Annotated in this window: 26 protein-coding genes and 2 tRNA genes; 19 read left to right on the forward strand and 9 right to left on the reverse strand. The window is 68.7% G+C overall.

The genetic code is table 11. From position 1 onward, the window contains the following. Positions 1-356 precede the first annotated feature (356 nt). Positions 357-662: a hypothetical protein gene (locus ACFWP7_RS14300; protein WP_365440626.1), complete on the reverse strand. Its 306-nt coding sequence runs from the start codon at positions 660-662 to the stop codon at positions 357-359. Positions 663-1,059: 397 nt separating this feature from the next. Between ACFWP7_RS14300 and ACFWP7_RS14305 the strand changes: the two genes are divergently transcribed. Further along, positions 1,060-1,947, forward strand: a complete 888-nt coding sequence (locus ACFWP7_RS14305) for a bifunctional DNA primase/polymerase (protein WP_384381153.1) — start codon at positions 1,060-1,062, stop codon at positions 1,945-1,947. Positions 1,948-2,041: 94 nt separating this feature from the next. Here ACFWP7_RS14305 and ACFWP7_RS14310 read toward each other — a convergent pair. The 4 genes from ACFWP7_RS14310 to ACFWP7_RS14325 all read right to left on the reverse strand — a co-directional run bounded on the left by ACFWP7_RS14310 (position 2,042) and on the right by ACFWP7_RS14325 (position 4,247). Then, positions 2,042-2,122: transfer RNA gene (locus ACFWP7_RS14310), tRNA-Ser, on the reverse strand. Between the two features lie 127 nt (positions 2,123-2,249). Further along, positions 2,250-2,828 (reverse strand): hypothetical protein, encoded by a 579-nt coding sequence (locus ACFWP7_RS14315; protein WP_384381155.1) that lies wholly within the window; start codon positions 2,826-2,828, stop codon positions 2,250-2,252. 80 nt (positions 2,829-2,908) lie between these two features. Beyond that, positions 2,909-3,457, reverse strand: coding sequence for a UTRA domain-containing protein (locus ACFWP7_RS14320; RefSeq protein ID WP_384381157.1), 549 nt, complete (start codon positions 3,455-3,457; stop codon positions 2,909-2,911). A 13-nt stretch (positions 3,458-3,470) separates the two neighbouring features. After that, positions 3,471-4,247, reverse strand: a complete 777-nt coding sequence (locus ACFWP7_RS14325) for a GntR family transcriptional regulator (RefSeq protein WP_384381159.1) — start codon at positions 4,245-4,247, stop codon at positions 3,471-3,473. A gap of 378 nt (positions 4,248-4,625) precedes the next feature. Between ACFWP7_RS14325 and ACFWP7_RS14330 the strand changes: the two genes are divergently transcribed. The 15 genes from ACFWP7_RS14330 to ACFWP7_RS14400 all read left to right on the forward strand — a co-directional run bounded on the left by ACFWP7_RS14330 (position 4,626) and on the right by ACFWP7_RS14400 (position 15,404). Next, positions 4,626-5,009: an ATPase gene (locus ACFWP7_RS14330; protein WP_384381161.1), complete on the forward strand. Its 384-nt coding sequence runs from the start codon at positions 4,626-4,628 to the stop codon at positions 5,007-5,009. Between the two features lie 88 nt (positions 5,010-5,097). Continuing rightward, positions 5,098-5,367, forward strand: a complete 270-nt coding sequence (locus ACFWP7_RS14335; RefSeq protein ID WP_384381163.1) for a DUF6284 family protein — start codon at positions 5,098-5,100, stop codon at positions 5,365-5,367. Then, positions 5,364-5,813 (forward strand): Pycsar system effector family protein, encoded by a 450-nt coding sequence (locus tag ACFWP7_RS14340; protein WP_384381165.1) that lies wholly within the window; start codon positions 5,364-5,366, stop codon positions 5,811-5,813. The genes ACFWP7_RS14335 and ACFWP7_RS14340 overlap by 4 nt, the downstream gene beginning before the upstream one ends. After that, complete coding sequence (locus ACFWP7_RS14345; protein WP_384381167.1) at positions 5,810-6,001, forward strand: hypothetical protein; 192 nt, start codon at positions 5,810-5,812, stop codon at positions 5,999-6,001. Before ACFWP7_RS14340 ends, ACFWP7_RS14345 begins: the two co-directional genes overlap by 4 nt. After that, the gene (locus ACFWP7_RS14350; protein ID WP_384381169.1) at positions 6,001-6,249 is read left to right on the forward strand and encodes a hypothetical protein; all 249 of its coding nucleotides are present in this window, start codon (positions 6,001-6,003) and stop codon (positions 6,247-6,249) included. Before ACFWP7_RS14345 ends, ACFWP7_RS14350 begins: the two co-directional genes overlap by 1 nt. Further along, a complete protein-coding gene (locus ACFWP7_RS14355) occupies positions 6,246-7,136 on the forward strand; it encodes a DUF2637 domain-containing protein (RefSeq protein ID WP_384381306.1) in 891 nt (296 codons plus the stop codon). The genes ACFWP7_RS14350 and ACFWP7_RS14355 overlap by 4 nt, the downstream gene beginning before the upstream one ends. Further along, positions 7,136-7,525, forward strand: a complete 390-nt coding sequence (locus ACFWP7_RS14360) for an RRQRL motif-containing zinc-binding protein (protein WP_384381171.1) — start codon at positions 7,136-7,138, stop codon at positions 7,523-7,525. The genes ACFWP7_RS14355 and ACFWP7_RS14360 overlap by 1 nt, the downstream gene beginning before the upstream one ends. A gap of 12 nt (positions 7,526-7,537) precedes the next feature. Continuing rightward, on the forward strand, positions 7,538-7,855 hold the full coding sequence (locus tag ACFWP7_RS14365; protein WP_384381173.1) for a hypothetical protein: 318 nt from the start codon (positions 7,538-7,540) through the stop codon (positions 7,853-7,855). Between the two features lie 2 nt (positions 7,856-7,857). Then, positions 7,858-8,028 carry a pRL2-8 gene (locus tag ACFWP7_RS14370; protein ID WP_384381175.1) on the forward strand — a complete coding sequence of 57 codons (171 nt, stop codon included), beginning with the start codon at positions 7,858-7,860 and terminating at the stop codon, positions 8,026-8,028. A gap of 73 nt (positions 8,029-8,101) precedes the next feature. Further along, positions 8,102-10,207, forward strand: a complete 2,106-nt coding sequence (locus ACFWP7_RS14375) for an FtsK/SpoIIIE domain-containing protein (protein WP_384381177.1) — start codon at positions 8,102-8,104, stop codon at positions 10,205-10,207. 204 nt (positions 10,208-10,411) lie between these two features. Further along, positions 10,412-10,888 (forward strand): hypothetical protein, encoded by a 477-nt coding sequence (locus ACFWP7_RS14380; protein WP_384381179.1) that lies wholly within the window; start codon positions 10,412-10,414, stop codon positions 10,886-10,888. An 84-nt stretch (positions 10,889-10,972) separates the two neighbouring features. Continuing rightward, on the forward strand, positions 10,973-11,827 hold the full coding sequence (locus ACFWP7_RS14385) for a bifunctional DNA primase/polymerase (RefSeq protein WP_384381181.1): 855 nt from the start codon (positions 10,973-10,975) through the stop codon (positions 11,825-11,827). Between the two features lie 2 nt (positions 11,828-11,829). Then, the gene (locus ACFWP7_RS14390; protein WP_384381183.1) at positions 11,830-13,302 is read left to right on the forward strand and encodes an ATP-binding protein; all 1,473 of its coding nucleotides are present in this window, start codon (positions 11,830-11,832) and stop codon (positions 13,300-13,302) included. Positions 13,303-13,744: 442 nt separating this feature from the next. After that, positions 13,745-13,933 carry a helix-turn-helix transcriptional regulator gene (locus ACFWP7_RS14395; protein WP_384381185.1) on the forward strand — a complete coding sequence of 63 codons (189 nt, stop codon included), beginning with the start codon at positions 13,745-13,747 and terminating at the stop codon, positions 13,931-13,933. Between the two features lie 61 nt (positions 13,934-13,994). Continuing rightward, a complete protein-coding gene (locus ACFWP7_RS14400) occupies positions 13,995-15,404 on the forward strand; it encodes a tyrosine-type recombinase/integrase (protein WP_384381187.1) in 1,410 nt (469 codons plus the stop codon). 138 nt (positions 15,405-15,542) lie between these two features. On the opposite strand, the gene ACFWP7_RS14405 is transcribed toward ACFWP7_RS14400, so the two are convergent. Both ACFWP7_RS14405 and ACFWP7_RS14410 read right to left on the reverse strand, forming a co-directional pair. Further along, positions 15,543-15,632 (reverse strand) — tRNA-Ser (locus ACFWP7_RS14405). Between the two features lie 87 nt (positions 15,633-15,719). Beyond that, entirely contained in the window at positions 15,720-17,336 is a 1,617-nt protein-coding gene (locus tag ACFWP7_RS14410; protein WP_384381189.1) for a trypsin-like peptidase domain-containing protein, read from the reverse strand. 258 nt (positions 17,337-17,594) lie between these two features. On the opposite strand from ACFWP7_RS14410, the gene ACFWP7_RS14415 reads away from it, so the two are divergent. From ACFWP7_RS14415 to ACFWP7_RS14425, 3 genes are all read left to right on the forward strand, one after another. Continuing rightward, positions 17,595-18,404 carry a glycerophosphodiester phosphodiesterase gene (locus ACFWP7_RS14415; protein ID WP_384381191.1) on the forward strand — a complete coding sequence of 270 codons (810 nt, stop codon included), beginning with the start codon at positions 17,595-17,597 and terminating at the stop codon, positions 18,402-18,404. A 117-nt stretch (positions 18,405-18,521) separates the two neighbouring features. After that, positions 18,522-19,193 carry an ATP-binding protein gene (locus ACFWP7_RS14420; RefSeq protein WP_384381193.1) on the forward strand — a complete coding sequence of 224 codons (672 nt, stop codon included), beginning with the start codon at positions 18,522-18,524 and terminating at the stop codon, positions 19,191-19,193. 167 nt (positions 19,194-19,360) lie between these two features. After that, positions 19,361-20,350, forward strand: coding sequence for a DUF5926 family protein (locus tag ACFWP7_RS14425; protein ID WP_384381195.1), 990 nt, complete (start codon positions 19,361-19,363; stop codon positions 20,348-20,350). Between the two features lie 233 nt (positions 20,351-20,583). Here the strand turns inward: ACFWP7_RS14425 and ACFWP7_RS14430 are convergent, their stop codons facing one another. Continuing rightward, positions 20,584-21,147, reverse strand: a complete 564-nt coding sequence (locus ACFWP7_RS14430) for a hypothetical protein (RefSeq protein WP_384381197.1) — start codon at positions 21,145-21,147, stop codon at positions 20,584-20,586. A gap of 56 nt (positions 21,148-21,203) precedes the next feature. Continuing rightward, positions 21,204-21,869, reverse strand: coding sequence for a bifunctional DNA primase/polymerase (locus ACFWP7_RS14435; protein WP_384381199.1), 666 nt, complete (start codon positions 21,867-21,869; stop codon positions 21,204-21,206). Positions 21,870-21,926 lie beyond the last annotated feature (57 nt).

The raw sequence follows: 21,926 nt of genomic DNA on the forward strand, positions 1-21,926 counted from the left end.
AATGCGGACTGTCAAGGTCACCGGAGCCCGCACCAGGCACCTTCGCCGGACACTCCAGGCGCCCCTCCCGAACATCCCGAGCGCAGAAACTCTGCGCACGAACTCAGCGCACGAACTCTGCGGACGGACCCGAGGCACCCACCCCTGATGCACACGCACTCGATACGCACGGCCCCCGACGCACACGCCGCACACGCCGCACACACAGCCGATGTGCATGGGCACGCACGCGCGTGGACACACAAAAACGTCTGCGCGACAGCACCGAAGCACCGCCGCGCAGACGCGTTAGAACCCCACAGAGCACAACCCCGCACGGGAGTTTCCGGGCCGATGAGGGCGCATCGGCCCGCGGCTCACCAGAGGTTGGTGAAGTTGACGACGGTGTTCGACTGGTCGATGGCCGTGAACGCGGAACCGTTCACCTGGGCCGTGTTGTTCTGGTTGGAGGCGCCGGAGCCGACCGCCTGCTGCTGCGTGGTGGACGAGTTGCCGTGGTTGTTGCCACCGACACCGCTGCCGCTGATGGTCGCCACCGCCGCGTTCGATCCGTCGTCCGCGAAGGCGCCGTTGTCTGCCGCCGCGACACCCGTGAAGAGGGTGGCCGCGAGGGGCAGGGCCGCGACGGCGGCGAAGACGCGGGCGGTACGGATGCTTGCCATGTGAATTCCTCCAGAAGAACCGGATGTACGCACCGGGGTGAACCGGGAAGTACGGCTTGTCCCAAGGCAGTTGGCCGACCGCCTCGGTGATGTGCACGACGTCGCGACTCCAGAGTTGCCCACCGAATCCCCGGCGAACCACCCCGGAAGCATCGATTCCCCCTGAAGCGTGAGGACAAGTCGATAAACGCCTTTCGCGACCTTTCACCCATCGACTCTGGCTCAAAGTCGCAGGTCAACGCCGCAAGGTGGGCTCGGACGACAGGCACCGCACGAGATGAAGCGTTCCGGCACTTTTTCGGCCAATCTCTCCCACACCCCCTGAAACACCCGCCGCCGCCCCTGTGTCTCGCCGAACCCTCTTCCTTTTTTCGAACACTCGTACGAACATAGAGGCATGGCCACCACCACCATCGACCGGCAGGCCACGACCATGGCCCTGGCCCACGCACTGTCCGCCGCCGAGCGCGGCCTCGCGGTCATTCCGCTGTCCCGTACGAAGCTCCCCGCCCTCCGCTCCCCTCACCGCACCGACCCCGCCGGCCTGCCCGTCTGCCACGGCGAGTGCGGCCGCTTCGGGCACGGCGTGTACGACGCCTCGACCGACCCACGCCGCATTCGCACGCTCTTCACGGCCGCCCCCTGGGCCACCGGCTACGGCATCGCCTGTGGCCTGCCGCCGTACCATCTGATCGGCATCGACCTGGACACCAAGTCCGGTACGGAGTCGTCGGCGGCCCTGCGCGAACTGGCCCTGCGCCACCTGTTCACCATCCCGGAGACAGTGGTCGTCCTCACCCCGAGCGGCGGCCGCCACCTGTGGCTGAGCGGTCCGCCGGACGTGGCCGTCCCCAACTCGGCGAGCCGGCTGGCCCCCGGCATCGACGTCCGCGGCGCCGGCGGCTACCTCGTCGGCCCCGGCTCCCGTACCGAACAGGGCGTCTACAGCACCGCTCCGGGCACCGCGCAGTTGGCTCCCGCACCCTGCCCGCCGGCCCTGCTACGACTACTTCTGCCGCCACCACGGCACGCCAAGCCGACTTCGTCCTCGACACCGGCGGACGTCCACGGGCAGGGCCAAGGCCTGATCCAGTTCGTCCTGGCGGCCCACGCAGGCCAACGCAACACCCGTCTCTTCTGGGCGGCCTGCCGCGCCTACGAGAACGGCATCGGCCCGGCCCTGACCCCCGCCCTGATCGACGCGGCCGTACACACCGGCCTCACACTCCGCGAGGCCCGCTCGACGGTGGCCTCGGCGGCACGCATGACGGGAAACCGGACCTGAAGGGCAACCCAGAAGCAGAAGGAGAGCAACACAGAAGGGGTGCCCCGTTCTCAGGGGCACCCCTTCTGACCTGCAACACGTCTGACCTGCGCGGTGGGTGTGGGATTTGAACCCACGGTGACATCGCTGCCACGACGGTTTTCAAGAGCGTCGCGCAGTCCGCATCCATAGCGCTGTGACCTGCTCGGATGCTGTCCCAGTGGCCCGCAACCGTCCTACTGGCCCACAGATGGCCCACGGGCCACTGAACGGACAGGACGGGAGGCAGGCGACCCACGGCATTACCGGCTGCTCGATCTTGGTCAGCGGCGCGTCTGCCAGAACAGGATGCGACGCCATCCGGTGTGCGCTCGCCGTCGCTTCTCCCATGCGTTTCGCTCCTCAACAAGGGCGACAAGCTCAGGATTTTCCGCCAGGGCATCGGTAATCCTGCTCAAGGATGGTGCCAACCTTGCACCCATTCGATCGAGGAAAAAGAGGTGGGTGTTGTAGTCGTCTCCGGGCTCGGGAAGACGGCTACCCCTCGCGACAGCCGCGAGGCAGTCAAGAGCGTCTTGCGTCCACACCTTTCGGGCACGTTGGCGCTCATCAGCTGGGGTGATCACGATCGCGTCCCGGGCATAGTCCAAATCCAGGAGCACGCGCTTTCGGAGCTTGGCATTGCGAAGCAGGGCAACTTGACCTTCCAGGGTCGAGGCCATGTGCAGAGCTTGGCGCTGGTCTCCCCACAGGTCGCGCAGCTTGATGAACTCGGCATGGAGGGCTTTCATCTGCGCCACATCGTCAGCCTTCTGTTGCTGCTTGTGTGTGTACCGCTCCTGTCCAACGTGCCCGAAGTACCCAAGTACTGCACCCAAAATCAGAAGTACCGCTTCGCCCATGAGGCGAGATTCTGTCAAGGGGGAGGCGAAAACGACGACGGCCCGCACCGTTCCGTGCGGGCCGTCGATGTGCGCGGCGATCAGCTGATGGGCGGGCTGTATCGCAGAACCCAACCGGGGCTAGGGCGGTGCACGGTGACCTCAACCGCACGACCGGTCTTCGTGTAACCGGTGTGCGTGATCTGAAGCAAGTTGCTGCCGACCTCGACCCCGAACGCCTCCGCCTCAATTGAGGTGGCTGCGTACAGGGTGACTTCCTCGACAGCTTCGGTCTGCTCGAATCCCGCGTCGCGCATTCGGCTGATGATGCCGCCAAGGCCAGGGTCGGGGCTCTCGATGCCGGCCGCTTCCGCCACGTCCACGGGGACGTACGAGTCGGCGAGCTGGACCAAGCGGTCACCGTCGTACATGTGCCGGGCGCGGATGACGGTCTGGTCGGTGGCCGCGATGCTGAGAAGCTCGGCAACCTGAGAAGGCGCGGTGTCGCGACGGATGGCGGTTTCCACACGGGGAGTCCCCCCGAGTCGCTTGATCTCGGTCTCGAAAGCCCCCCGGCTCTCGCCTGCCTCCCGTCGAGCAGTGCGGTAGCGCTCTGTGGCATCGCGGACGATGGCGGTGTTGCTGGTCACTTCGGTGTTCCTCTCAGGCTGAGGGTAGGTCGATGGGCCACTCATAGCTGAGTGACCAGAGGGTGATGGGCATAACGTGCACGCAGACCTCTACAGCCCTGCCGCTCTCGGTTAGACCGACATGAGTGATCTCGTAGACCAACCTGTCGGCTGAGATGCCGAGCGACTCGGCCTCGGTCTTACTCGGGGGCCGTACGTCGATGGACTCCCGGATGCTGGTCTGCTGGTAGCCGAGTTCGGCGAGACGGGACTTGCTTCCGCCATCCCCGGTGTCCTGTTGCTCAAGCTGCGTACCGAACGCCACATCCCCGGGGAAGTACGAGGTTGCCACCTGAACAACGGTGGCGTCAGCACGCATGACGCGCGCCCTGGCGAGTGCCTTCGCTGCGTGATGGATGCCGAGGATCTCGGCAACCCGCTTCGGTGGCCGCTCCCGGCTGATCACGGTTGTCGCGTTCGAGGTCATCCCGAGCCGGGCGATTTCCGCCGCGAACGCGCCCCGGGCGCCGGCCTCTTCGCGGGCCGACTTGATGTAGCGGCCTGTGCCGTCCCGATGGATCTTCCCGAGGATCGGCGACACGAAGGTGCCCTCACCCCTGCGGGAAATGATCAGCCCCTCGTCCTCCAGCACCCGGTACACGTCGCGCACGGTCTGGTAGGCGACGCCTTCGGATTCCTGAAGTTCCCGGACCTTGGGCAGCGCGGCCCCCGGGGGGTACACCCCCTGCCGAATCTTCGTCCGCAGCTCAGCGGCAAGCCGCTGAACCTTCGGAACCTTGGTCTCCTCCACGCGTGACTCCCTTGGATGTGTGACTCGCGACCCCAGTCTTACAGAACTAGTCCTAAGAGGATAGCCGGGATCGCTTCGTGACCGTCGAAGCGAATCCCAGGAACTCTGAACTAGTTCTGTTGACTCCCACTCCGGAGCGTGCCTTAATCATCACAGCGCACCGCAGAACTAGTTCAGCGAGGCGCCGGGGTGGCCCTTCTTTGGGCTGCTCCAACGCAGAGGGCGGGGACGCTGCAATCCCGCTAAAGGCCAGGGGACAGGGCTTCGGCCCGACTGGCGAGGTGGCCCGGTGACCGCGAGCAACGGCCGGAGAGTGGGGACTTGGTCCCCCTTGCAGTGCAACACCCCCTTTCACGTCGCCAGTTGAGGAGTTTCCCCATGAGTGTTGCTGTGGAGATCGTTTCGTTCGGCTACCTGCACAACGCACCGCCCGCCGCGCATCTCACGATCGACCTTCGGCATCACTTCCGTGACCCGCACGTGTCGCCGGAGCTGCGCTACATGACCGCGAACGACGCTCCGGTGCGTACCGCCGTGCTCAACACCCCCGGCATCACCGACCTGGTCGAGGCCACCGCCACCGCGGTCGCCGCGTTCGCTTCCGGCCCGAGCGCCGGAACGGTCACCGTCGCCGACGGATGCGCCGGCGGACGTCACCGCGCCCCCACCTTCGCTTCCGCGCTCGCCGAACGACTGAGCGCGGTCGGCCACACGGTCACGGTCCACCACCGCGACCTCGACAAGGACGTCGTCCAGCGCTGACCCACCCACCCCAAAGCGGCGCGCCCCCGGAGCTGGAACTCCGGGGGCGCTTTCGGGCCGCACCACCGACTAGGGAGAACACGACCCAATGAACCACATCGTCACTGTTCAGGATGCTGTTACCGCGTTCGCCGACTTCATGGAGCCGACGGCCGCTGAGCTGGACGCGATCGACCGGGAGATGCCGCTGATCCTGGCGGACGTCGACCTGATCGACGCGCAGATCATCGCTCTCAACCACACGCCGAACGAGGTGGACGCCAAGCGGGTGCGCCGGGCGTTCGGTCGGGTGCTGGAGGAGCGGCGGGCGCTGGCCAACCGCACCGCCACGGCGAGCGCGGCGGGCGGTGCCGCATGAGTGCCCCCGACGCGAATCTGACGGCCGCGCTCGCCGAGGTGAAGGCGGAGATCGCGCGGACCGACAGCAAGACCGCGCTGTTGCTGGCGTTCGTGGGCGCGGTCCTGGCCGGTGCCTGGACGATCGCCCGCGACCTGCCGCTGCACTGGTCCGCTCTGGTGGTCGGGAGTGCGGGCATGGCGCTCCTGGTCGCGGCGGCTGGTCTGCTGCTGCGGTCGGTGCGCCCGAACCTGCGGGGCCGGCACGGCTTCCCGCTGTGGGCGACGCTCACCGCTGAGGAGATCACCCACAGCACCGCCGCCCGTGACCTTGCTGCCGACGTGGCCGGACTGTCGCGGCTCGCGGTCGCCAAGTTCACCGGCCTGCGCCGCGCGGTCGATCTGACCTGCGCCGGCGGGGCCCTGCTCATCCTGTCCGCCCTGCTGACGCTGGGCGGTGCCGCATGAGCGCCAACCCGTCACCCAAGGGCGCGGCCCTGCTCCTGATCACACTGGGCATCCTGGCGGCGCTCGCCAGCAGCACGGCCGTGTTCGCCACCCATGAGCACCTCTGGACGTACGGCATCGCGGCCGGCTGCTTCATGCAGTTCCTCGGCTGGACGCTGCACGGCCGGCAGCTTCGGGGCGGTGCGTGATGGGCCGCCGGTTCAAGAACATGGAGACCCCGGAGCAGCAGTACGCCCGTGAGGCTGCGCTGCGTCCGCACCGTCCGGCTGTGGAGCCTGAGCAGCTGTCCCACCAGGAGTGGCGGTCGATGGACGCCTACGAGCAGGCCGCCTACCTGTCGCGCTGCGACGGTGACGAGACGGCCGCACGCAAGCATGAAGAAGCCAGGGCCGAACGGATCACCCCGAAGCCCAGGAAGCGGGGGTGGCTCCGGTGAACCGCTGGGGAAAGATCCTCCTGGTGTCCGCGCTGGTCGCCGTCGTCGGTATGGCGTTCCGGGTCTCGTGGAACGCATTGCGGGACGTGGCCAGTGCGATCGGCGCGGACAACACGGCCGCGAAGCTCTACCCGTTCGTGGTCGACGGCCTGATGGCCCTGGCCCTGATCGCCGCCCTGGTCCTGATCGGCAAGGACCGGACATTCGCCCTGCGGGTGCTGGGCACCTACACGCTCGCCTCGCTGGTCCTCAACTACGTCCACGGACTCGTACCCGCCCTGCACGGCGCGTCGGTCGACTGGGGCCGCCTCGCCGACTGGGACCCCGCCAACTACGCGCTGGTCCTGCTCGCCACCTCGCTTCCGGTCGGGTCGATCTACTTCGGATCCGACCTGGTCGCCAAGGTGCTGCACCACCGCCCCACCCCGACTCCGGCCCCGATCGCGAATATGGAGGAATCGACCGAGATCGTGAGGAATCAGTCTATGGCTGACCTCGCGGAATCGACCCCCGCACCGATCATCGTGGCGCCGTGGCGGATGCCCGATCCGGTCACGGTCGACTTCCTGAAGTCGGCTCTCCCGTTCAAGCCGGTACAGGCCATCGACCCGACTCCGGTCACGGCGCCTGCGAAGCGTGCGGTGGCTGCCACATCGACCCGCCCGCGCGGGGCAACCGGCACCGTTCCCGACGCCGCCCGATCGGCACGGCCGAAGCGGACCCCGGCTCAACTGCTCGATGAGGCGCGCACCGTGACCACCGGTTGGCCGGACGCGAAGGTGACCGCTGAGGGCATCCGCCGTGAGGTCCACACCTCACCCGCCAACGCCCGCATGCTGCGCGACGCCCTGCTCACCGAACGCGCCGCCGCTGTCGGAACGCCGTGATGAGCGGCGCATACGGCAAGTGCTTCGACCCCAACGGCGCCCGCTACGGCATCCCCACCTACCCCTGGAAGTACTGCCCCGACGACGACCAGTTCGCCACCCGCAGGCAGTTGCGGGCCCGTGGCCTGCGTCCGGGCGGACAGCCGATAGCGGCACAGGTCATGCGCATCAACCGGCGCGCGGGCGGGGTGCGGGTCGCCTACCTCTACCGCATCGACCTCGCCAAGCCCGTACGGCCGATGACCTCGCGGAAGTGGGGCACGCTCGCCCTGGCGATGCTCGCCCGCCGCACCTGCCCCAAGTGCCAGGTCATCTACAGCTACTGCATGCCGCGCTCACTCGGCATGTGCGTCCTGTGCGCCTACCCCGACCACTCCGACAGTTCCTGAGGAGTTCCGACCATGGGCAACGCTGACACCCGACGGCTGGACCGTGCGATCCGTGAGACGAACCGCAAACTCGAAGCGGTCCGCCAGGGCGAGACCTGGCCGCTCACCGGATCCGAGCGCCGCGCGATGCTCGCCGCTCTCGCCGGCGGCTCCTACCGGACCCTGCGCCACAAGAGCACCACCCGCGCAGACAACCGGCTCGACTCCCTCACCAGCTCCGCTGAGACACGGCTGATCGCGGAACTCACCGCGTTGCAGACCGAACGGCAGCGACTCGTCACCGAAGCCGCACACGCCAAGGCCGCCAAGAAGTCCTCGGGGTGGTGGTGACCATGGCCGTCAAGCCCACGCCCCCTGGCGAGTGCCCGCAGTGCTGGCAGCACGCCCACGACCGCCGCGCACACCGCCACCTCGGGCCCCGCGAGGACTGCCCGCAGTGCGTCGACCACATGCGCAACGGCCACCCCACCATCGTGCACAAGAAAAAGTCGGCCTGGTGGTGACCACACCCACCCTCTCCGCACCGATCTCCCCCTCAACTTCACCCCGACACGGGGCAGTCAGGAGTACTCCCGCATGAGTGAGAACGTCATTCACCTGCACAAGAACACCCAACCGGCCCCCGTGACCACACTCACCGTGGTCCCCGACTCGGCACCGGCCGCGCCCGTTCCGCTGTGGGTGCGCTCGGGGCGCGCGGTGAAGACCGTGGTCACGCACGAGACCACCAAGACCACCGCTCGTGCCGTCGCCCGCCACACGCTGTACGTCGCCGGGGGCGCGAAGATCGCGGCCAAGCGGACCTGGGACGGGCGGACCGCCTCCCGCTACGAGCGGATGTTCCGTGCGGCGGAAGCCGCAGGAAACTACGAGGTTGCCGCTGAGTGGGAGGAGCGCGGGCAGCGCTTCCGCGCAGAACGCCACCGCCGCCGCATGGACCTCCTGCACTCCCCGGTCGACGCGGCCAAGGGAGTACTGGTCGGGACCGGGATGGGCATCGGCGCCCTGGTCGCGCTCGGAGTCGTCCTGGCCATCGCCAACAAGGACGTCACCGACGTGATCTCACCGATCATGGCCGTGATCGAATTCATCCGCCTCATCATCACCATCGTTCAGGTCGTGTGGGGTCCGGCCCTGACGATCGGCCCGTTCCTCGCCCTGCTCGCCCTGTGGGCCGTCGGCAGCAAGCAGCAAGCCGCCCCCGCGTGGGCGCTTCCCGACAACGTCCGCAACGGCGAGGGTGAGCCCATCACCCCGTCGATCGTGGTCAAGGCACTGCGCGACCTCGGAGTGCCCGCACTGCGCAACGCCATCAAGGACATGGGTGACGCCGGCGCGAGCATGCTCGGTCCGATCCGGATCGCGGGATGCGGTGTCGAGGTTGACGTCACGCTTCCGTCCGGGGTGTCGACGATCGAGATTCAGCAGCGCCGGCGGAAGCTCGCTGAGAACCTCAGCCGGCATGAGCACGAGGTGTTCATCACCATCCCGACCGCCGCGCGCACGGTTCGCCTGTGGGTCGCGGACTCCGGGGCGCTGGATGAGCCCATCGGCCCCTCCCCGCTGGTCACCGACGAGACTATGACCGCCGACTACGGCAAGGGCCGAGCCCCCTGGGGGCAGGACCTGCGCGGGGACGCCGCCGCACTCAGCCTCTACCAGCGCCACCTCCTCATCACGGGATTGTCCAACCAGGGCAAGACCGTCGCCCTGCGATCGCTCGCCCTGTGGCTCGCCCTCGACAAGTCGGTCCAGTTCCTCATGGGCGACCTCAAGGGCGTAGGCGACTGGGCCATGTTCGACGGACTCGCCACCACCCTGATCCAGGGCCCGACGGATGAGCACGTGATCCAGGTGACCGAGATGGTCGAGGGCGCGGTAGAGGAGATGAACCGCCGGATCCAGGCCCCGCCCGGCACCGTCTTCCCCGCACTGATCGTGCTGGTCGACGAAGCACAGATGGCGTTCATGTGCCCGGCCAAGGACGACGACAAGCGGCCCTACGGCGGCTCCAAAGCCAACTCCCGCTATTTCATGGCCGTCCGCAAGATTCACAACCAGGGCCGTGCGGTCAACGTCCTGATGTGGCAGGGCACTCAGGACCCCACCGATCAGAACCTTCCCAAGCTGGTCCGCGAGGGCGCCCACACGCGTGCCTCACTCGCGCTGGGCACGGAGTCTCAGGCGCGTATGGCGCTGGGGGACAAGGCCGTTGACGGGGGCGCCGCCCCCAACATGCTGCGTCCTGGTCTGGATCAGGGAACCCTGGTCGTGGCATCGTCCGGCATCGACATTCCTGCCGGGCAGGCGTCCCTCACGGTGCGCACGCACTACATCGACGACGACGCGGCCAAAGCCATCATCGACCGGGCCAAGGCCCTGCGCGACGGTGTCACCACCCTGCATGCCGTCGACCGCGACCCAGACCGTGACCCGCTCGCGGACATCGCGTCCGTGGTCGGCACGGCGGAGCGGGTGCGCACGAAGGACGTGCTGTCCCGGCTCGGCACGCTCAATGCCGGCGCCTACGGCGGCTGGTCGTTCCTCGACCTCAAGCGCGTCCTGGACGGCACCGGAGCCGAGCCGTACAAGTCCGACGGGGTCATGGTCGTCGGTCGCGACCGCCTCGCCCGAGCCCTCGCCAACCGCGACGACGAGGGTTCCGCTTCCGCTGCCGAATAGCAGGGAGCCGACCCCCGGCGGGTCAGGGAGGCAGGGAGAACTCCCTGACCCCCTCCCTGACCTGCCTCCCTTGCCCTGACCTGCACGAATGATCGTTCAGGGAGGCAGGGAGGCATCCCAGGTCAGACCCCTGAAACCCCCTCCACAGCCCACCCCCAAGGGGGTGCTTCAACCTCCCTGACCTACTGCCGGAAGGAATTCCGCATGTACCCCGAACACACCTCCAGCACGGTCCGGCCGAACGCCCGGATGAGCGATGACGAGGCCGCCACCGAGGCACGCCGGATCATCTCCGACGCCTACCGGCCCACCGCCTATCGCGACGACACCCCAGTCCCCGCCCACGGCCCCACCCCGCCAGTCGTCCAGCCCGGACGGCCCCCGATGAGCCAGGGCGCCACCGACGCGAGCGTGCTCATGCTCGCCGGCGGCACCGCCACCACCATGGTCGGCGGCACGGCGGCCGTGCTCCTGTACGTGTCCCAGTTCGCCGACCCGCTCGTGTGCGGCCTCGTGTTCGGTGCCCCCACCGCCCTCGTGCTCGCCCTCGCACGGCTCGCGACCCGGGCCAAGCCCGCCCCGGACATCCACCACCACTACACCGGACCCGTCTACCAGGACCAGCGCAACGTCAACAGCCGGACCACCGGCCTGTGGGCCCGGACCAACAACGAGCAGTAACGCCAAGGGCGGCCCCCATTCCGCCAAGAACCCGGGGCCGCCCTTGTCCACCTGCCGTCAACAGACCTGTGGAGGCCTCCCAGCATGACGCAACCCACCGACATCCGGCGAGTGCCCGCCGCGCTCACACTCGCCGCGCACGGCGTGCCCGTGCTGCCTCTGCGAGCGGGGAAGGGCCCATTCGGCAACTGCCGTAGCTGCGCCCAGAACATGTGTGGTGGCCGGCCGAATATGAAGACCCCCGGGCCCTGCGCCTGCCCGGCGCCGTGCCACGGCTGGGCCGCCGCTACCACCGACCCCCACACTCTCAACTCCGCTCAGTGGGCGAGCGCGTGGCGTACGGCCGCTGCGGTCGCCTACCACCCCGGCGGGGCAGGGGTGACCGTGGTCGACCTGGACAACGCGGCAGCCATCGAATGGGCCCGCGCCACCCTGCCCGCCACTCGGACCGTGGCGACGACGCGGGGCGAGCACTGGATCTACCAAGGCGTCATGCAGTCCGTGAACGCGGTCAGGCCCGGCGTGGACATCAAGTCCCTTATGGCATATGCCCGTTGGCTCGGACCCGGCACAGGAGCCACGGCCGCTCTCCCGGCCGTGGTGCGCGCGCTGGCAGTAAAGGAGCCGTCGCCCGCCCACAGGGCGCCACAGGCCCTCACAGTACCCATAAGAGGGCAAAGCGGGGCGTGCCCGCACCGCACACCCGCCTACCTAGATCGTGGCATCGCCATGGGCGTACAGCGCATCACCGACGCCGGCAGTGCGGTGCACGCGACCGTCTACCGGACGTTCCTCGCGGTACTGTCCACGCACGGCCGGTGCGGCTGCCTCACCGACACCCACGCCGCGCGGCTGTTCACCGCCGCGCAGACCAAGGGCGAAACCGTCCGGCACTGCACCGACGCGTGGACCAACGCCCGCACCGCATTGGGGCTGTAGCCATGTCCGAGGACGAGAAGGACCCGGCCCGCAAGGTCATCACCGACTACGCGCAAACGCACTTCCGGTACTTCCGCACCGCCGACGGAACCGTCTACGCACAGAAGAACGCCCACCCCGTGGCCCGCCCGATCCGCTCCCAGGGCACCACGGGCAGCCACCGCCAGGAACTCATGGTCGGCCTCTTCCGCGACGGGATCGGCGTGTTCAACGGGTCCGCCCTCAAGGAGGCGTTGGACTTGATCGAAGCACTCGCTCTGACCGAGGACGTCCAGCCCGTGCACATCCGCGTTGCCCCCGGATTCGACGGGGCCACGTGGCTGGACCTCGGCCGCGATGACGGCCAGTCCATCCGCATCCACCCCACCGGATGGGACATCCTCACCCCCGACCCCCGCGAAGTGTGCTGGCGACGCACCCAGCTCACCGGCGAACTGCCCCTCCCCGCCAAGGACACCGACGGCAAGGGCATCGACCTCCTGCTGAGGCTCTGCAACTTCGCCAACGCGGAAACCGAATGCCTGGCCATCGCCTGGCTCATCGGCTGCCTCGGACCGTCCGTGCCCGTCCCCGCCCCGTTCCTCACCGGCCCGCAGGGAGCGGGCAAGTCCACCGGCGGCCGGATGCTCGTGCGGATCATCGAAGGCATGACCGGCGACCTGCGCCGGGCACCGAAGGATGAAGAGAACCTGATCGCGGCCGTGGCCGCGGGATGGGTGACCGCGCTGGACAACCTCTCCCACATGACGCCGGACCTGTCCGACGCCATGTGCTGCATCGTCACCGGCGCCGAAAGCGTCAAACGCGCCCTCTTCACCGACGGAGACGTCTTCCGCGTCGGCTACCGCCGCCCCCTGCTCCTCACCGGCATCGACGTGGGACTCATCCGGCCCGACCTCGCCGATCGGTTGCTTCCCCTGCGTCTCGAACGGCCCCGGGTGCGGCGCACCGAGGATGAGCTGTGGACGGAGTACGAGCAGGTACTGCCCGTCATCCTCGGCTCACTGCTCGACCTCACGGTCAAGGTCCGCGCCGTGGACGCGGAGACTCCCACGGACCTGCGGATGGCGGACTTCGCCCACCTGTGCGCGCAACTCGACGCAGCCACCGGCCTGGGAGCACTCACCGCCTACCGGGCCTGCCTCGACGACCTGAACGACGACGTCATCGAGGGCGACCTGTTGGCGCAGGCCGTCATTGAGCACGCGGCGGCCATGGAGGCGGGCACGGAAGAGCGGATGACGTCCACACAGTGGCTGCACTGCCTCAGCCGCCTCTACGCCGGCGACGAACTGCGCACCCTGCCCAAGGGATGGCCGACCACGGGCAAGGTCCTCTCCGACCGGCTCAAGCGTCTTCAGCCCACCCTCGCCGCCCGGGGCGTGATCATCGACTCCGGCCGCACCAAAGAAGGCCGCTACATCGAAATGACCCGGCTCGCCCCGCCCTCACACGAACAGGAACGGGCGTTCTGACCGGCGCCCGTGAACAGCAAGAGGAGCACCCGGGCGCGGCGTGCTCCTCTTGCTGTTCGCCGCCGCGCGGCGCTCCAAGGACGTGCCGCGAAGCGGCCCCTTCTTCACTCTCTGAGCGGCACCGCACCACCACAGACACCCCCTCCTTTCCCTAAGTAGGGAAGCGCTGCGTCACCTGCGTCACCCGACCCCACAAAACGGCGGGTGACCTGCACAGACACGGGTGACGCAGACGGCATATCTCTGCGTCATCGTGCGTCACCTGCGTCATCGGTGACGGACAGCCTGCGTCACCGATGACGCACACCCAACCCTCTGCGTCACCCCAAACACGCAGGTCAGACGCGTGCATGACGCAGATGACGCGGGTGACGCAGAAATCCCCACCTCGGACACACACGCACCCTCAACCTGAGACCCGCCCGAACGAGGAGTGGCAACGATGGCTCGCCCCCAGATGCTCAAACTCCCCGAAGTCCTCAACGAGATCGACATGAGCCGCGCCGCCTTCTACCGCATGCGCGCACGCGGCAAGGCACCGAAGCTCATCAAGCTCCCCAACGGGCAGCTCCGTTGCCGCCGCGCCGACCTCGACGCGTGGTGGGAGCGCTGCGAGCTGAGCGCCGCGTAGTCCACCACCAACCGACCGAGGGGCCCGCCGAACCGGCGGGCCCCTCTCCCTTGGGAGCCCCATGCTCACGTACGACGTAGACATCTGGTCCATCCGCAAGCGAGCCGGACGCCCGAAGCCCTTTGAGCTGCGCTGGCGCGTCGGTCGCCGCCCTCACTCCCGGAGTTTCAAGCTCAAGACGCAGGCCGATGGACGCCGTTCCGAACTCATGACCGCGCTGCGGGAACGCGAGCAGTTCGACGAGGAAACCGGCCTGCCCGCACGCGAGTTGGCCGCGCTCAACTCGCCCACCTGGTACGAGCACGCCACCGCGTACGCGTTGATGAAGTGGCCGCGCGCTGCCGCCAAGCACCGTGCCAGCATCGCCGAATCGCTCGCGGTGGTGATCCCTGCTCTCGTCACGACGAACCGGGGTGCCCCGAAGGCAAAGACGCTGCGGGCGGCGCTCTATCAGTGGGCGTTCCGCGCGGTACCCGGTCCTGACGGTGACCTGGTCGCTCGCCACATCGCCAACGAACCCCCTGAGGACATCCGCGCTGCCCTGTCATGGCTCTCCGAGCACTCCGAGCAGGTGAGCGCTCTGGAGAACCCGGAGTTGCTCCGTCCCGCCCTGGACGCGCTCTCACGACGGCTGGACGGGCGTAAGGCGGCTGAGAACACCCTGCGGCGAAAGCTCATGGTCCTCAGCAACTTCCTGAAGTACACCGTGGAAGAGAAGGGGCTTCTGTCCACCAACCCCCTCCAACGCGTCGACTGGACGACTCCAGACCGAGACGACGAAATCGACTTCCGGTACGTCCCCGGACCTGCGCAGGCTCGCGCGCTCATCGACGCAGTACGCGGTGCCGGACCGCGCGGTGAGCATATGGCAGCGTTCTTCGGTTGCCTCTACTACGCCGCGATGCGCCCCGGGGAAATCGCATCGTTGAAGCGCTCAGACTGCACGCTGCCCCCGGACACCGAGGAAACGGCCGATCACTGGGGTGAGTTGCTGCTCGGGGAGAGTCGCCCCGAAGTGGCCGGCGGCTGGACGGATGACGGAACGTCGTACGAGTCGCGAGGGCTCAAGCGTCGAGCTCGCGGCGCGACGCGGTCCGTGCCGATTCCGCCGACCCTGGTCAAGATGCTCCGAGACCACATCGCCGCGTACGGCACCGCGCCGGACGGTCGACTCTTCCGAGCAGTGAGAGGCAGTCGCGTGCGTTCCACGGAGTACTGCGATCTGTGGGGCGCTGCTCGGGTCAAGGCTCTGTCGGAGCAGGAGGTCACATCGCGGCTCGCCGACGTGCCGTACTCGCTGAGGCACGCCGGCGTCTCCCTGTGGATCAAATCAGGGGTGGACCCCGCAGAGGTCGCGGCGCGAGCGGGCCACAGCATCGCGGTGCTCTACCGCTTCTACGCCAAGATCTTGAAGGGGGATCAGGGACGCTCCAACCAACTGATCGCCCAGGGACTGGCCGATGACGAGTAGGCCCGATTCCTGGCCCACAGATGGCCCATACGCACTGGTCAAAGGTGGGATACAGGCGAGTCAGGGTGAGACAGGGTAAACGCAGAAGGGGTGTCTCTCACCGAGAGACACCCCTTCTGACCTGCACACTCTCTGACCTGGCGGTGGGTGTGGGATTTGAACCCACGGTGACATCGCTGCCACGACGGTTTTCAAGACCGTTCCCTTAGGCCGCTCGGGCAACCCACCCTCGCCCCGGCCCACCTGGGACGGAGCGGGTACAGCGTACCCGCCCCGGGAGGTGTCGTGGGCTGGTGGGCCACTCGGGGGCCACGGTCAGCTGTCGCCCTCGCGTTCGCCCAGGGTGACGTCGGTGGTGTGGGTCTTGCCGTCGCGCGTGTAGGTGAGCTTGACGGTGTCGCCGGGCTGGTGGGTCCAGATCTCGCCGATGAGGGTGGGGCCGCTGTCGATCACCTGGTCGTCGAGCTTGGTGATGACGTCACCGGACTTGAGGCCGGCCTTGTCCGCGGGACCGCCGGATGTGATCGAGGCGGAGCCGCTCGCCCCCTGGTCGGTGATCTTCGCGCCGCCGGTGCCCTCTTCGAGGGAGACCGACGCGCCGATCACCGGGTACACCGGCTTGCCCGTCTTGATCAGCTGCTGCGCGACGGTCTTCGCCTGGTTGATCGGGATCGCGAAACCCAGGCCGATGGAGCCGGACTGGCTGGTGCCGTCGAGGCTGCCGCTCGACTGGATCGCCGAGTTGATGCCGATGACCGAGCCCTGTGCGTCCAGGAGCGGGCCGCCGGAGTTGCCGGGGTTGATCGAGGCGTCCGTCTGCAGGGCGCTCATGTACGAGGCAGCGCTGGACGTGCCGTCGCTGGAGGCCACCGGGCGGTTCTTGGCGCTGATGATGCCCGTGGTCACCGTGTTCGAGAGACCGAAGGGCGCGCCGATCGCGATCGTCGAGTCGCCGACGGCGACCTTGTCGGAGTCGCCGAGGGCGAGGGGCTTCAGATCCGACGGCGCGTTCTTCAGCTTGATGACCGCGACGTCGTAACCCTGCGCGTGGCCGACCACTTCGGCGTCGTACTTCTTGCCGTTGGAGAAGGTCGCGGTGAGCTTGCCGTTGTCGACCGCGTCCGCCACCACGTGGTTGTTGGTGAGGATGTGGCCTTCCTTGTCGAAGACGAAACCGGTGCCGGTGCCGCCCTCGCCGCTGCTGCTCTCGGCCTCGATGGTGACCGTGCTCGGCAGCGCGTTGGCGGCCACGCCCGCGACGGAGTCCGCGGCGCGCTTCACATCACCGCTGCTCTGCGGGGCGGAAACCGTCGTCGAGCCAGTGGGGTCGTCGTTGTCCTTGGCCAGCGTGTAGCCGATGCCGCCGCCCACGCCGCCCGCGACCAGCGCGGCGACGAGGATCGCGGCGACCAGACCACCGCGTCCGCCACCGGACTTGGGGGCGGGCTCCTGGTAGGAGGAGCCCCAGCCGGTGCCCGAACCGCCGCCGTCCGCGTACGAGGGGGTGGCGGGCGGCGGGGGCGGCCAGCCCGCCTCGGCCGCGGAGACCGGCGCTCCGGAAGGCCCGGTGGCCCCGGAGTCGTGGCCCTGCGCGTCAGGAGCCCCGGCGCCCACGGAGGCGTACGCCGGTGCCTGGTCCGTTGTTCCGTAGGCCGGTGCCTGGTCGGGTGCGCCGTAGGCCGGCGTCTGGTCGGGTGCGCCGTAGGCCGGCGTCTGATCCGGGGAGCCGTACGCAGGCGCCTGGCCTGATGTGCCGTATGCCGGTGCGTGCTCCGGTGTGCCGGGGGCGCTCGGAGGCACCGCCGGGAGTTGAGCGGTCGGCACGCTCTCCCCCGGCGCGGCCGTCTGCGCGGAAGCAGCGGGAGTGTCCACCGGCACAGGAGGTGCGGACGGGGCCGGGGGTACTGCAGTGCCCTCGTTCTCGGTGCTCACAGCTCTTCTCCTCGATCCACGGCTGTTGTTCTCGGTCGCACTCGGTCACGCTCGCTCACGCTTGTCGGCGGTCCGGGCGCGAATCAGCTGTGCATGTGTTCTTGTCTGCCGTCAGCTTTTCCCACTGGGCGTCAGAGCACCATAAGCGGTGCCTGTGTGTCCGAGACCGTTCTTTATAAGGGTCTTGTCAGGCGAAATTAACCCATTCCTGGCATATCCACCCTCACGTCTGCCCTTCAACGGTGGCACCATGACGCGGTGACCCATGCACGACAGCACCCGATTCAGGTCGTCGCCCACCGCGGAGCCTCCGAGGAGGCACCCGAGCACACCCTGGCCGCGTACAAGAAGGCGATCGAGGACGGTGCGGACGCCCTCGAGTGCGATGTGCGACTGACTGCGGACGGCCATCTCGTCTGTGTCCACGACCGCCGCGTCAACCGTACGTCGAACGGCCGTGGAGCGGTGTCGGCCCTGGAACTCGCCGATCTCGCGGCGCTGGACTTCGGCGCCTGGAAGAACCGCGACGAGTCCCCCGACTGGGAGTACGGCCCCGGGGACCGCGAGGACACCTCCGTCCTCACCCTGGAGCGGCTGCTCGAACTCGTCGCCGACGCCGGCCGCCGGGTGGAACTGGCCATCGAGACCAAACACCCCACCCGCTGGGCCGGCCAGGTCGAGGAGCGGCTGCTGCACCTGCTGAAGCGTTTCGGCCTGGACGCCCCGGAGTCCGCCGCGGAGTCGCCCGTACGCGTCATGAGCTTCTCGGCGCGCTCACTGCACCGCGTCCGGGCCGCCTCGCCGACCTTGCCCACGGTCTATCTGCTGCAGTTCGTCTCACCGAGGCTGCGCGACGGACGGCTGCCCGCGGGTGTCCGGATCGCGGGCCCGTCGATGCGGATCGTACGCAGTCACCCCGGGTACATCGACCGTCTGAAACGCTCCGGACATCAGGTCCACGTCTGGACCGTGAACGAGCCCGAGGATGTCGGCCTCTGCGTTGAGCTGGGCATCGACGCCATCATCACCAACCGCCCGCGCGCGGTCCTGGGACAGTTGGGCCGCTGACGCAGCCGCACACTTTCAGCCAGCGATCTCCCAAAACCCCACAAGAAACCATCGAAATCCAGCCATGCAATGACCGGGAGTGCTCCGGCGCGTTCGCTCCGTATTCGATCGTTACGAGTGCGTCAGCAGACGTTGATTGGCCGGTTTCCGGTCCAGCTCAATGGGGCATCCACACCGTGGCGTGGGGCAAAGGAGGTCTCGGGGGTGGCGTTGGTGGTGGCACAGGAGGTGCCCGCGTCGTCAAGCATGGCCGTACCTCATGGCCCTGCGGGCGTGGGGGAAGCAAGACACCGGATGCGGGATCAGCTGCGTACCGGTGGCATAGCGGAAACGGTCATCGATGACGCCGTACTGATCCTTTCCGAACTGCTCAGCAACGCGTGCCGGCACGGCAGGCCACTGGGCGACGCCCTGGCGGGGGACGGCGACGTCCGCGCCGCGTGGCGGGTCGACGCGTCCGGAAGGCTCATCGTCGAGGTGACGGACGGCGGCGGTCCGACCCGTCCGATTCCGGCCACACCCTCGGTCACCGCACACGGCGGCCGCGGGTTGAACATCATCACGGCACTGGCCAAGGACTGGGGCGTCCGGGACGACGCCCGCGGAGAGATAACGGTCTGGGCCGTCGTCCAGGACGACGCGAAGGCGTCGCGCCGAGCCGACGACCTGGGACGCGACGACCTGGCTACGCGCGTCGCCTCACCGGCCCAGCGTCGGCAGCCGCTGATTCCGCAGCAGCCGACGATACCCGGCCTGGACTTCGCGGACGCCTTCGACGACTTGGCCTGAGCAGACCCGATACGACACCGACAGCAGGCCCGATAAGACACCGACCTGGACCGAAGTGTCGGTTCCGGGACGACTTGGTGCGTTGTCCACAGGGTCCCGTCGGCCCCCGTACGAACGGCTAGGCTCGCGCCCGTAACGAGACGAGCCGTAACCGGGAGACACCCACGATGGCCAAGAAGCGACCCCAGACGAAGGCCAAGCAGCCGCAGCTGAAAGATGGTGCCCGAGCCGGAGGCGCTGATGGACACGTATCGGTGGTCGGCGCGCGCGAACCCTGCCCCTGCGGCAGTGGCCGCCGCTACAAGGCCTGTCACGGCCGGGCCGCCGCGCACGCGGCGACCGAGCTGGTGCAGCGCCCCTTCGAGGGTCTGGCGGGCGAGGGTGACTGGATCGCGCTGCGCGAGCTGGTGCCCGCCGCGACCGTCGAACTGAAGCTCAGGGAGAGCCTGCCGGAGGGCGTCCCCTCGGTGACGCTCGCCACCGTCCTGCCGATGGCCTGGCCCGCGCTGCGCCGCGACGACGGCTCGGTCCTGATCGGCCTGCAGAACGACACCGCGTCCGGCGACATCAGCCGCGACCTGGCCGACACCCTCCAGCGCGCGCTCACCGCGCAGCCGGGCACCCCGGTCGAGGGCCGCCGCGCCCCGTCCGACGCTCCGCGGCTCCAGGATCTCCTCGACCCGGAGGGCACCTTCGAGCCAGTTGTGCACGCGGGTTTCGAGTTCTGGGTGCCGGACGCGGAGAACGCGTCGCCCGAGGTGACCGCCTCCCTGGAGCGGGCCAACGCCGCCGCCATTCCGACCGTGAAACTCTCCGGCGTCGACGCCGCCTACTGGTGCGAGACGCCCGACAAGAACCACCTGCGCTGGGTCATGCAGTACCCGGAGGAGCGTCTTCTGGACGCACTTGCACGGCTGCACGCGGCCGGAAGGTCGAGCCTCGGCGAGGGCACCCGACTGGTCGGCTCCTTCCGCGCACACGGGCTCACCGTGCCCGTCTGGGACCTGCCGACGGGGGTCACGGCGGACGACATCGAGAAGCCGGCGGCCGAGTTCGCCGAGCGCCTCACCATCGCCCTGGCCACGGACGCACCGCTCACCGCGGACGAGCGCCGGGCCCGCGGCGGCCTCACCAACCGACAGGTGACACTCAGCTGACATACAGACAGGGGAACTGACCTACCGCCCAGGTGGTCAGGAGTCACCAGCCAAGTGACTCCTGTCACAACTCCCCGTACCGGCAGGTAAATTCGTGTCCGAATAGCCAAGACCGAATTTGCGAACCGCCGATCTCTTGTTACCGTTCGAGTAGCCCGGTTGCTGGTGCATCCCCCGTCGCCAGCAACCGGGTCTTTTCATGTGCGAGATCCCGTACGGTGCCAACCGCCTTGTTACGGCGCCGAGTTGCTCCCCGAGCGCAGCAGCAGCGGCCCGTCCTCGCCGCCCCTCGCGAACTCCGCGACCGCCGCGTACGCCGCCACATCCCCCGTCGTACGCCCCCGCGGTGTCTCGCACACCCCCGGGTCGTCCTCCGCGCCCACCGCGCAGCGCATCAGCACCGTGCGGCCACCGGGCTCCATGAGGCTCAGTACGGAACTCAGCCCGCCGCCGGTCGCGTTGCGGTAGTAGGTGCGCGCCCAGGTCTCCTCACCCTGCGTCAGGACGCAGGTCTGCGCCTCGATGCCGTCGTCCGAGGTGAGTTCGGGGCCGCAGCGGGCGGCGGTGGCGAGACCGAGGCCGAGCAGCCGGGGCGACGACGCGGGGTCGGGAGCGGGGTCGGGGGCCGGCGCCTTGTCGCCGCCACTGCCGACGTCGTGTTCGGAACTGCTGGAGTGTGCGGACGCACGTGCATCCGCAGGACCCTCGTCACCGACAGGTCCTGCGGATGCCACGGCCAACGGAAGAGCTACCGTGGCCGCCACTACGCCCGCGAGTGCGAGCAGGCGAAGGTTCATAGAGGGGAAGATAACGACCATGGGCGGGCGCCCGGTTCGCCGCGCGCCCGACACCCCTACAACTCGGGCGCGCTCACACCCGTACGAGTGAGGGCCTCCACCACCGCGTCCACCACGGCCTCCACATCGGGCACCCAGGGCGCGGCCGAGCCGGGCAGTGGTGCACGTTCCCAGCGGATCTGGCCCTGCCCCGTCCCGGACGGAGGCAGAGCGATGTAGCCGCCCTCTCCGTGGAAGCGGAGGGAGCCGGGGACGTAGTCCTTGGCGTACAGCAGCTCGCCGAGCTGCTCCAGGGAGTACGGCGCGACGAGGATCGCCCATCGCGTGGGGGCCGCGACGACCGGGCCCAGGCGCATGCCCTGGCGGTCGAGCGCGGCGAGGGCGCGGGCCGCCGCGAGGGCGGGCAGGCTCACCGCGCAGGGCGCCCTCTCACCGGTGGCCAGCACGATCGGTGCCGTCGGCCGGTTGGTCCACCACCAGCGCACCATGCGCTCGTCGGTGGTGGCCGCGAGGAGGCCGGGGTCGAAGGGGTGGGCGCCGGGCACCGTGCACTCCGGGTCAGGGCATCCGCAGCGGGCGCGCCCCTGCGGGTCGGCCGCCACACCCGGGAGTACGGGCCACTGCCATTCGGTCGCGAAGGTCAGGGCCGACTTGAGCATCTCAGTCCTCCCGTTGTTTCGCCTGGACAGGAGCCTGCGTCGCCTTCCGAGGATCTCGCGCATGAGCGCTCGTTCCTTTCCGTTGCACGCCTGGCAACACTGTGGACCATTCACATCATG

It is taken from the genome of Streptomyces sp. NPDC058470 (assembly GCF_042721055.1).
Lineage (GTDB): Bacteria > Actinomycetota > Actinomycetes > Streptomycetales > Streptomycetaceae > Streptomyces.

Bases quoted from the DNA above. Each gene is read 5' to 3' on its own strand.
- ACFWP7_RS14300 (WP_365440626.1), bottom strand. From the start codon at position 662: ATGGCAAGCATCCGTACCGCCCGCGTCTTCGCCGCCGTCGCGGCCCTG.
- ACFWP7_RS14305 (WP_384381153.1), top strand. From the start codon at position 1,060: ATGGCCACCACCACCATCGACCGGCAGGCCACGACCATGGCCCTGGCC.
- ACFWP7_RS14315 (WP_384381155.1), bottom strand. From the start codon at position 2,828: ATGGGCGAAGCGGTACTTCTGATTTTGGGTGCAGTACTTGGGTACTTC.
- ACFWP7_RS14330 (WP_384381161.1), top strand. From the start codon at position 4,626: ATGAGTGTTGCTGTGGAGATCGTTTCGTTCGGCTACCTGCACAACGCA.
- ACFWP7_RS14335 (WP_384381163.1), top strand. From the start codon at position 5,098: ATGAACCACATCGTCACTGTTCAGGATGCTGTTACCGCGTTCGCCGAC.
- ACFWP7_RS14340 (WP_384381165.1), top strand. From the start codon at position 5,364: ATGAGTGCCCCCGACGCGAATCTGACGGCCGCGCTCGCCGAGGTGAAG.
- ACFWP7_RS14345 (WP_384381167.1), top strand. From the start codon at position 5,810: ATGAGCGCCAACCCGTCACCCAAGGGCGCGGCCCTGCTCCTGATCACA.
- ACFWP7_RS14350 (WP_384381169.1), top strand. From the start codon at position 6,001: ATGGGCCGCCGGTTCAAGAACATGGAGACCCCGGAGCAGCAGTACGCC.
- ACFWP7_RS14360 (WP_384381171.1), top strand. From the start codon at position 7,136: ATGAGCGGCGCATACGGCAAGTGCTTCGACCCCAACGGCGCCCGCTAC.
- ACFWP7_RS14365 (WP_384381173.1), top strand. From the start codon at position 7,538: ATGGGCAACGCTGACACCCGACGGCTGGACCGTGCGATCCGTGAGACG.
- ACFWP7_RS14370 (WP_384381175.1), top strand. From the start codon at position 7,858: ATGGCCGTCAAGCCCACGCCCCCTGGCGAGTGCCCGCAGTGCTGGCAG.
- ACFWP7_RS14375 (WP_384381177.1), top strand. From the start codon at position 8,102: ATGAGTGAGAACGTCATTCACCTGCACAAGAACACCCAACCGGCCCCC.
- ACFWP7_RS14380 (WP_384381179.1), top strand. From the start codon at position 10,412: ATGTACCCCGAACACACCTCCAGCACGGTCCGGCCGAACGCCCGGATG.
- ACFWP7_RS14385 (WP_384381181.1), top strand. From the start codon at position 10,973: ATGACGCAACCCACCGACATCCGGCGAGTGCCCGCCGCGCTCACACTC.
- ACFWP7_RS14390 (WP_384381183.1), top strand. From the start codon at position 11,830: ATGTCCGAGGACGAGAAGGACCCGGCCCGCAAGGTCATCACCGACTAC.
- ACFWP7_RS14395 (WP_384381185.1), top strand. From the start codon at position 13,745: ATGGCTCGCCCCCAGATGCTCAAACTCCCCGAAGTCCTCAACGAGATC.
- ACFWP7_RS14400 (WP_384381187.1), top strand. From the start codon at position 13,995: ATGCTCACGTACGACGTAGACATCTGGTCCATCCGCAAGCGAGCCGGA.
- ACFWP7_RS14425 (WP_384381195.1), top strand. From the start codon at position 19,361: ATGGCCAAGAAGCGACCCCAGACGAAGGCCAAGCAGCCGCAGCTGAAA.
- ACFWP7_RS14430 (WP_384381197.1), bottom strand. From the start codon at position 21,147: ATGAACCTTCGCCTGCTCGCACTCGCGGGCGTAGTGGCGGCCACGGTA.
- ACFWP7_RS14435 (WP_384381199.1), bottom strand. From the start codon at position 21,869: ATGCGCGAGATCCTCGGAAGGCGACGCAGGCTCCTGTCCAGGCGAAAC.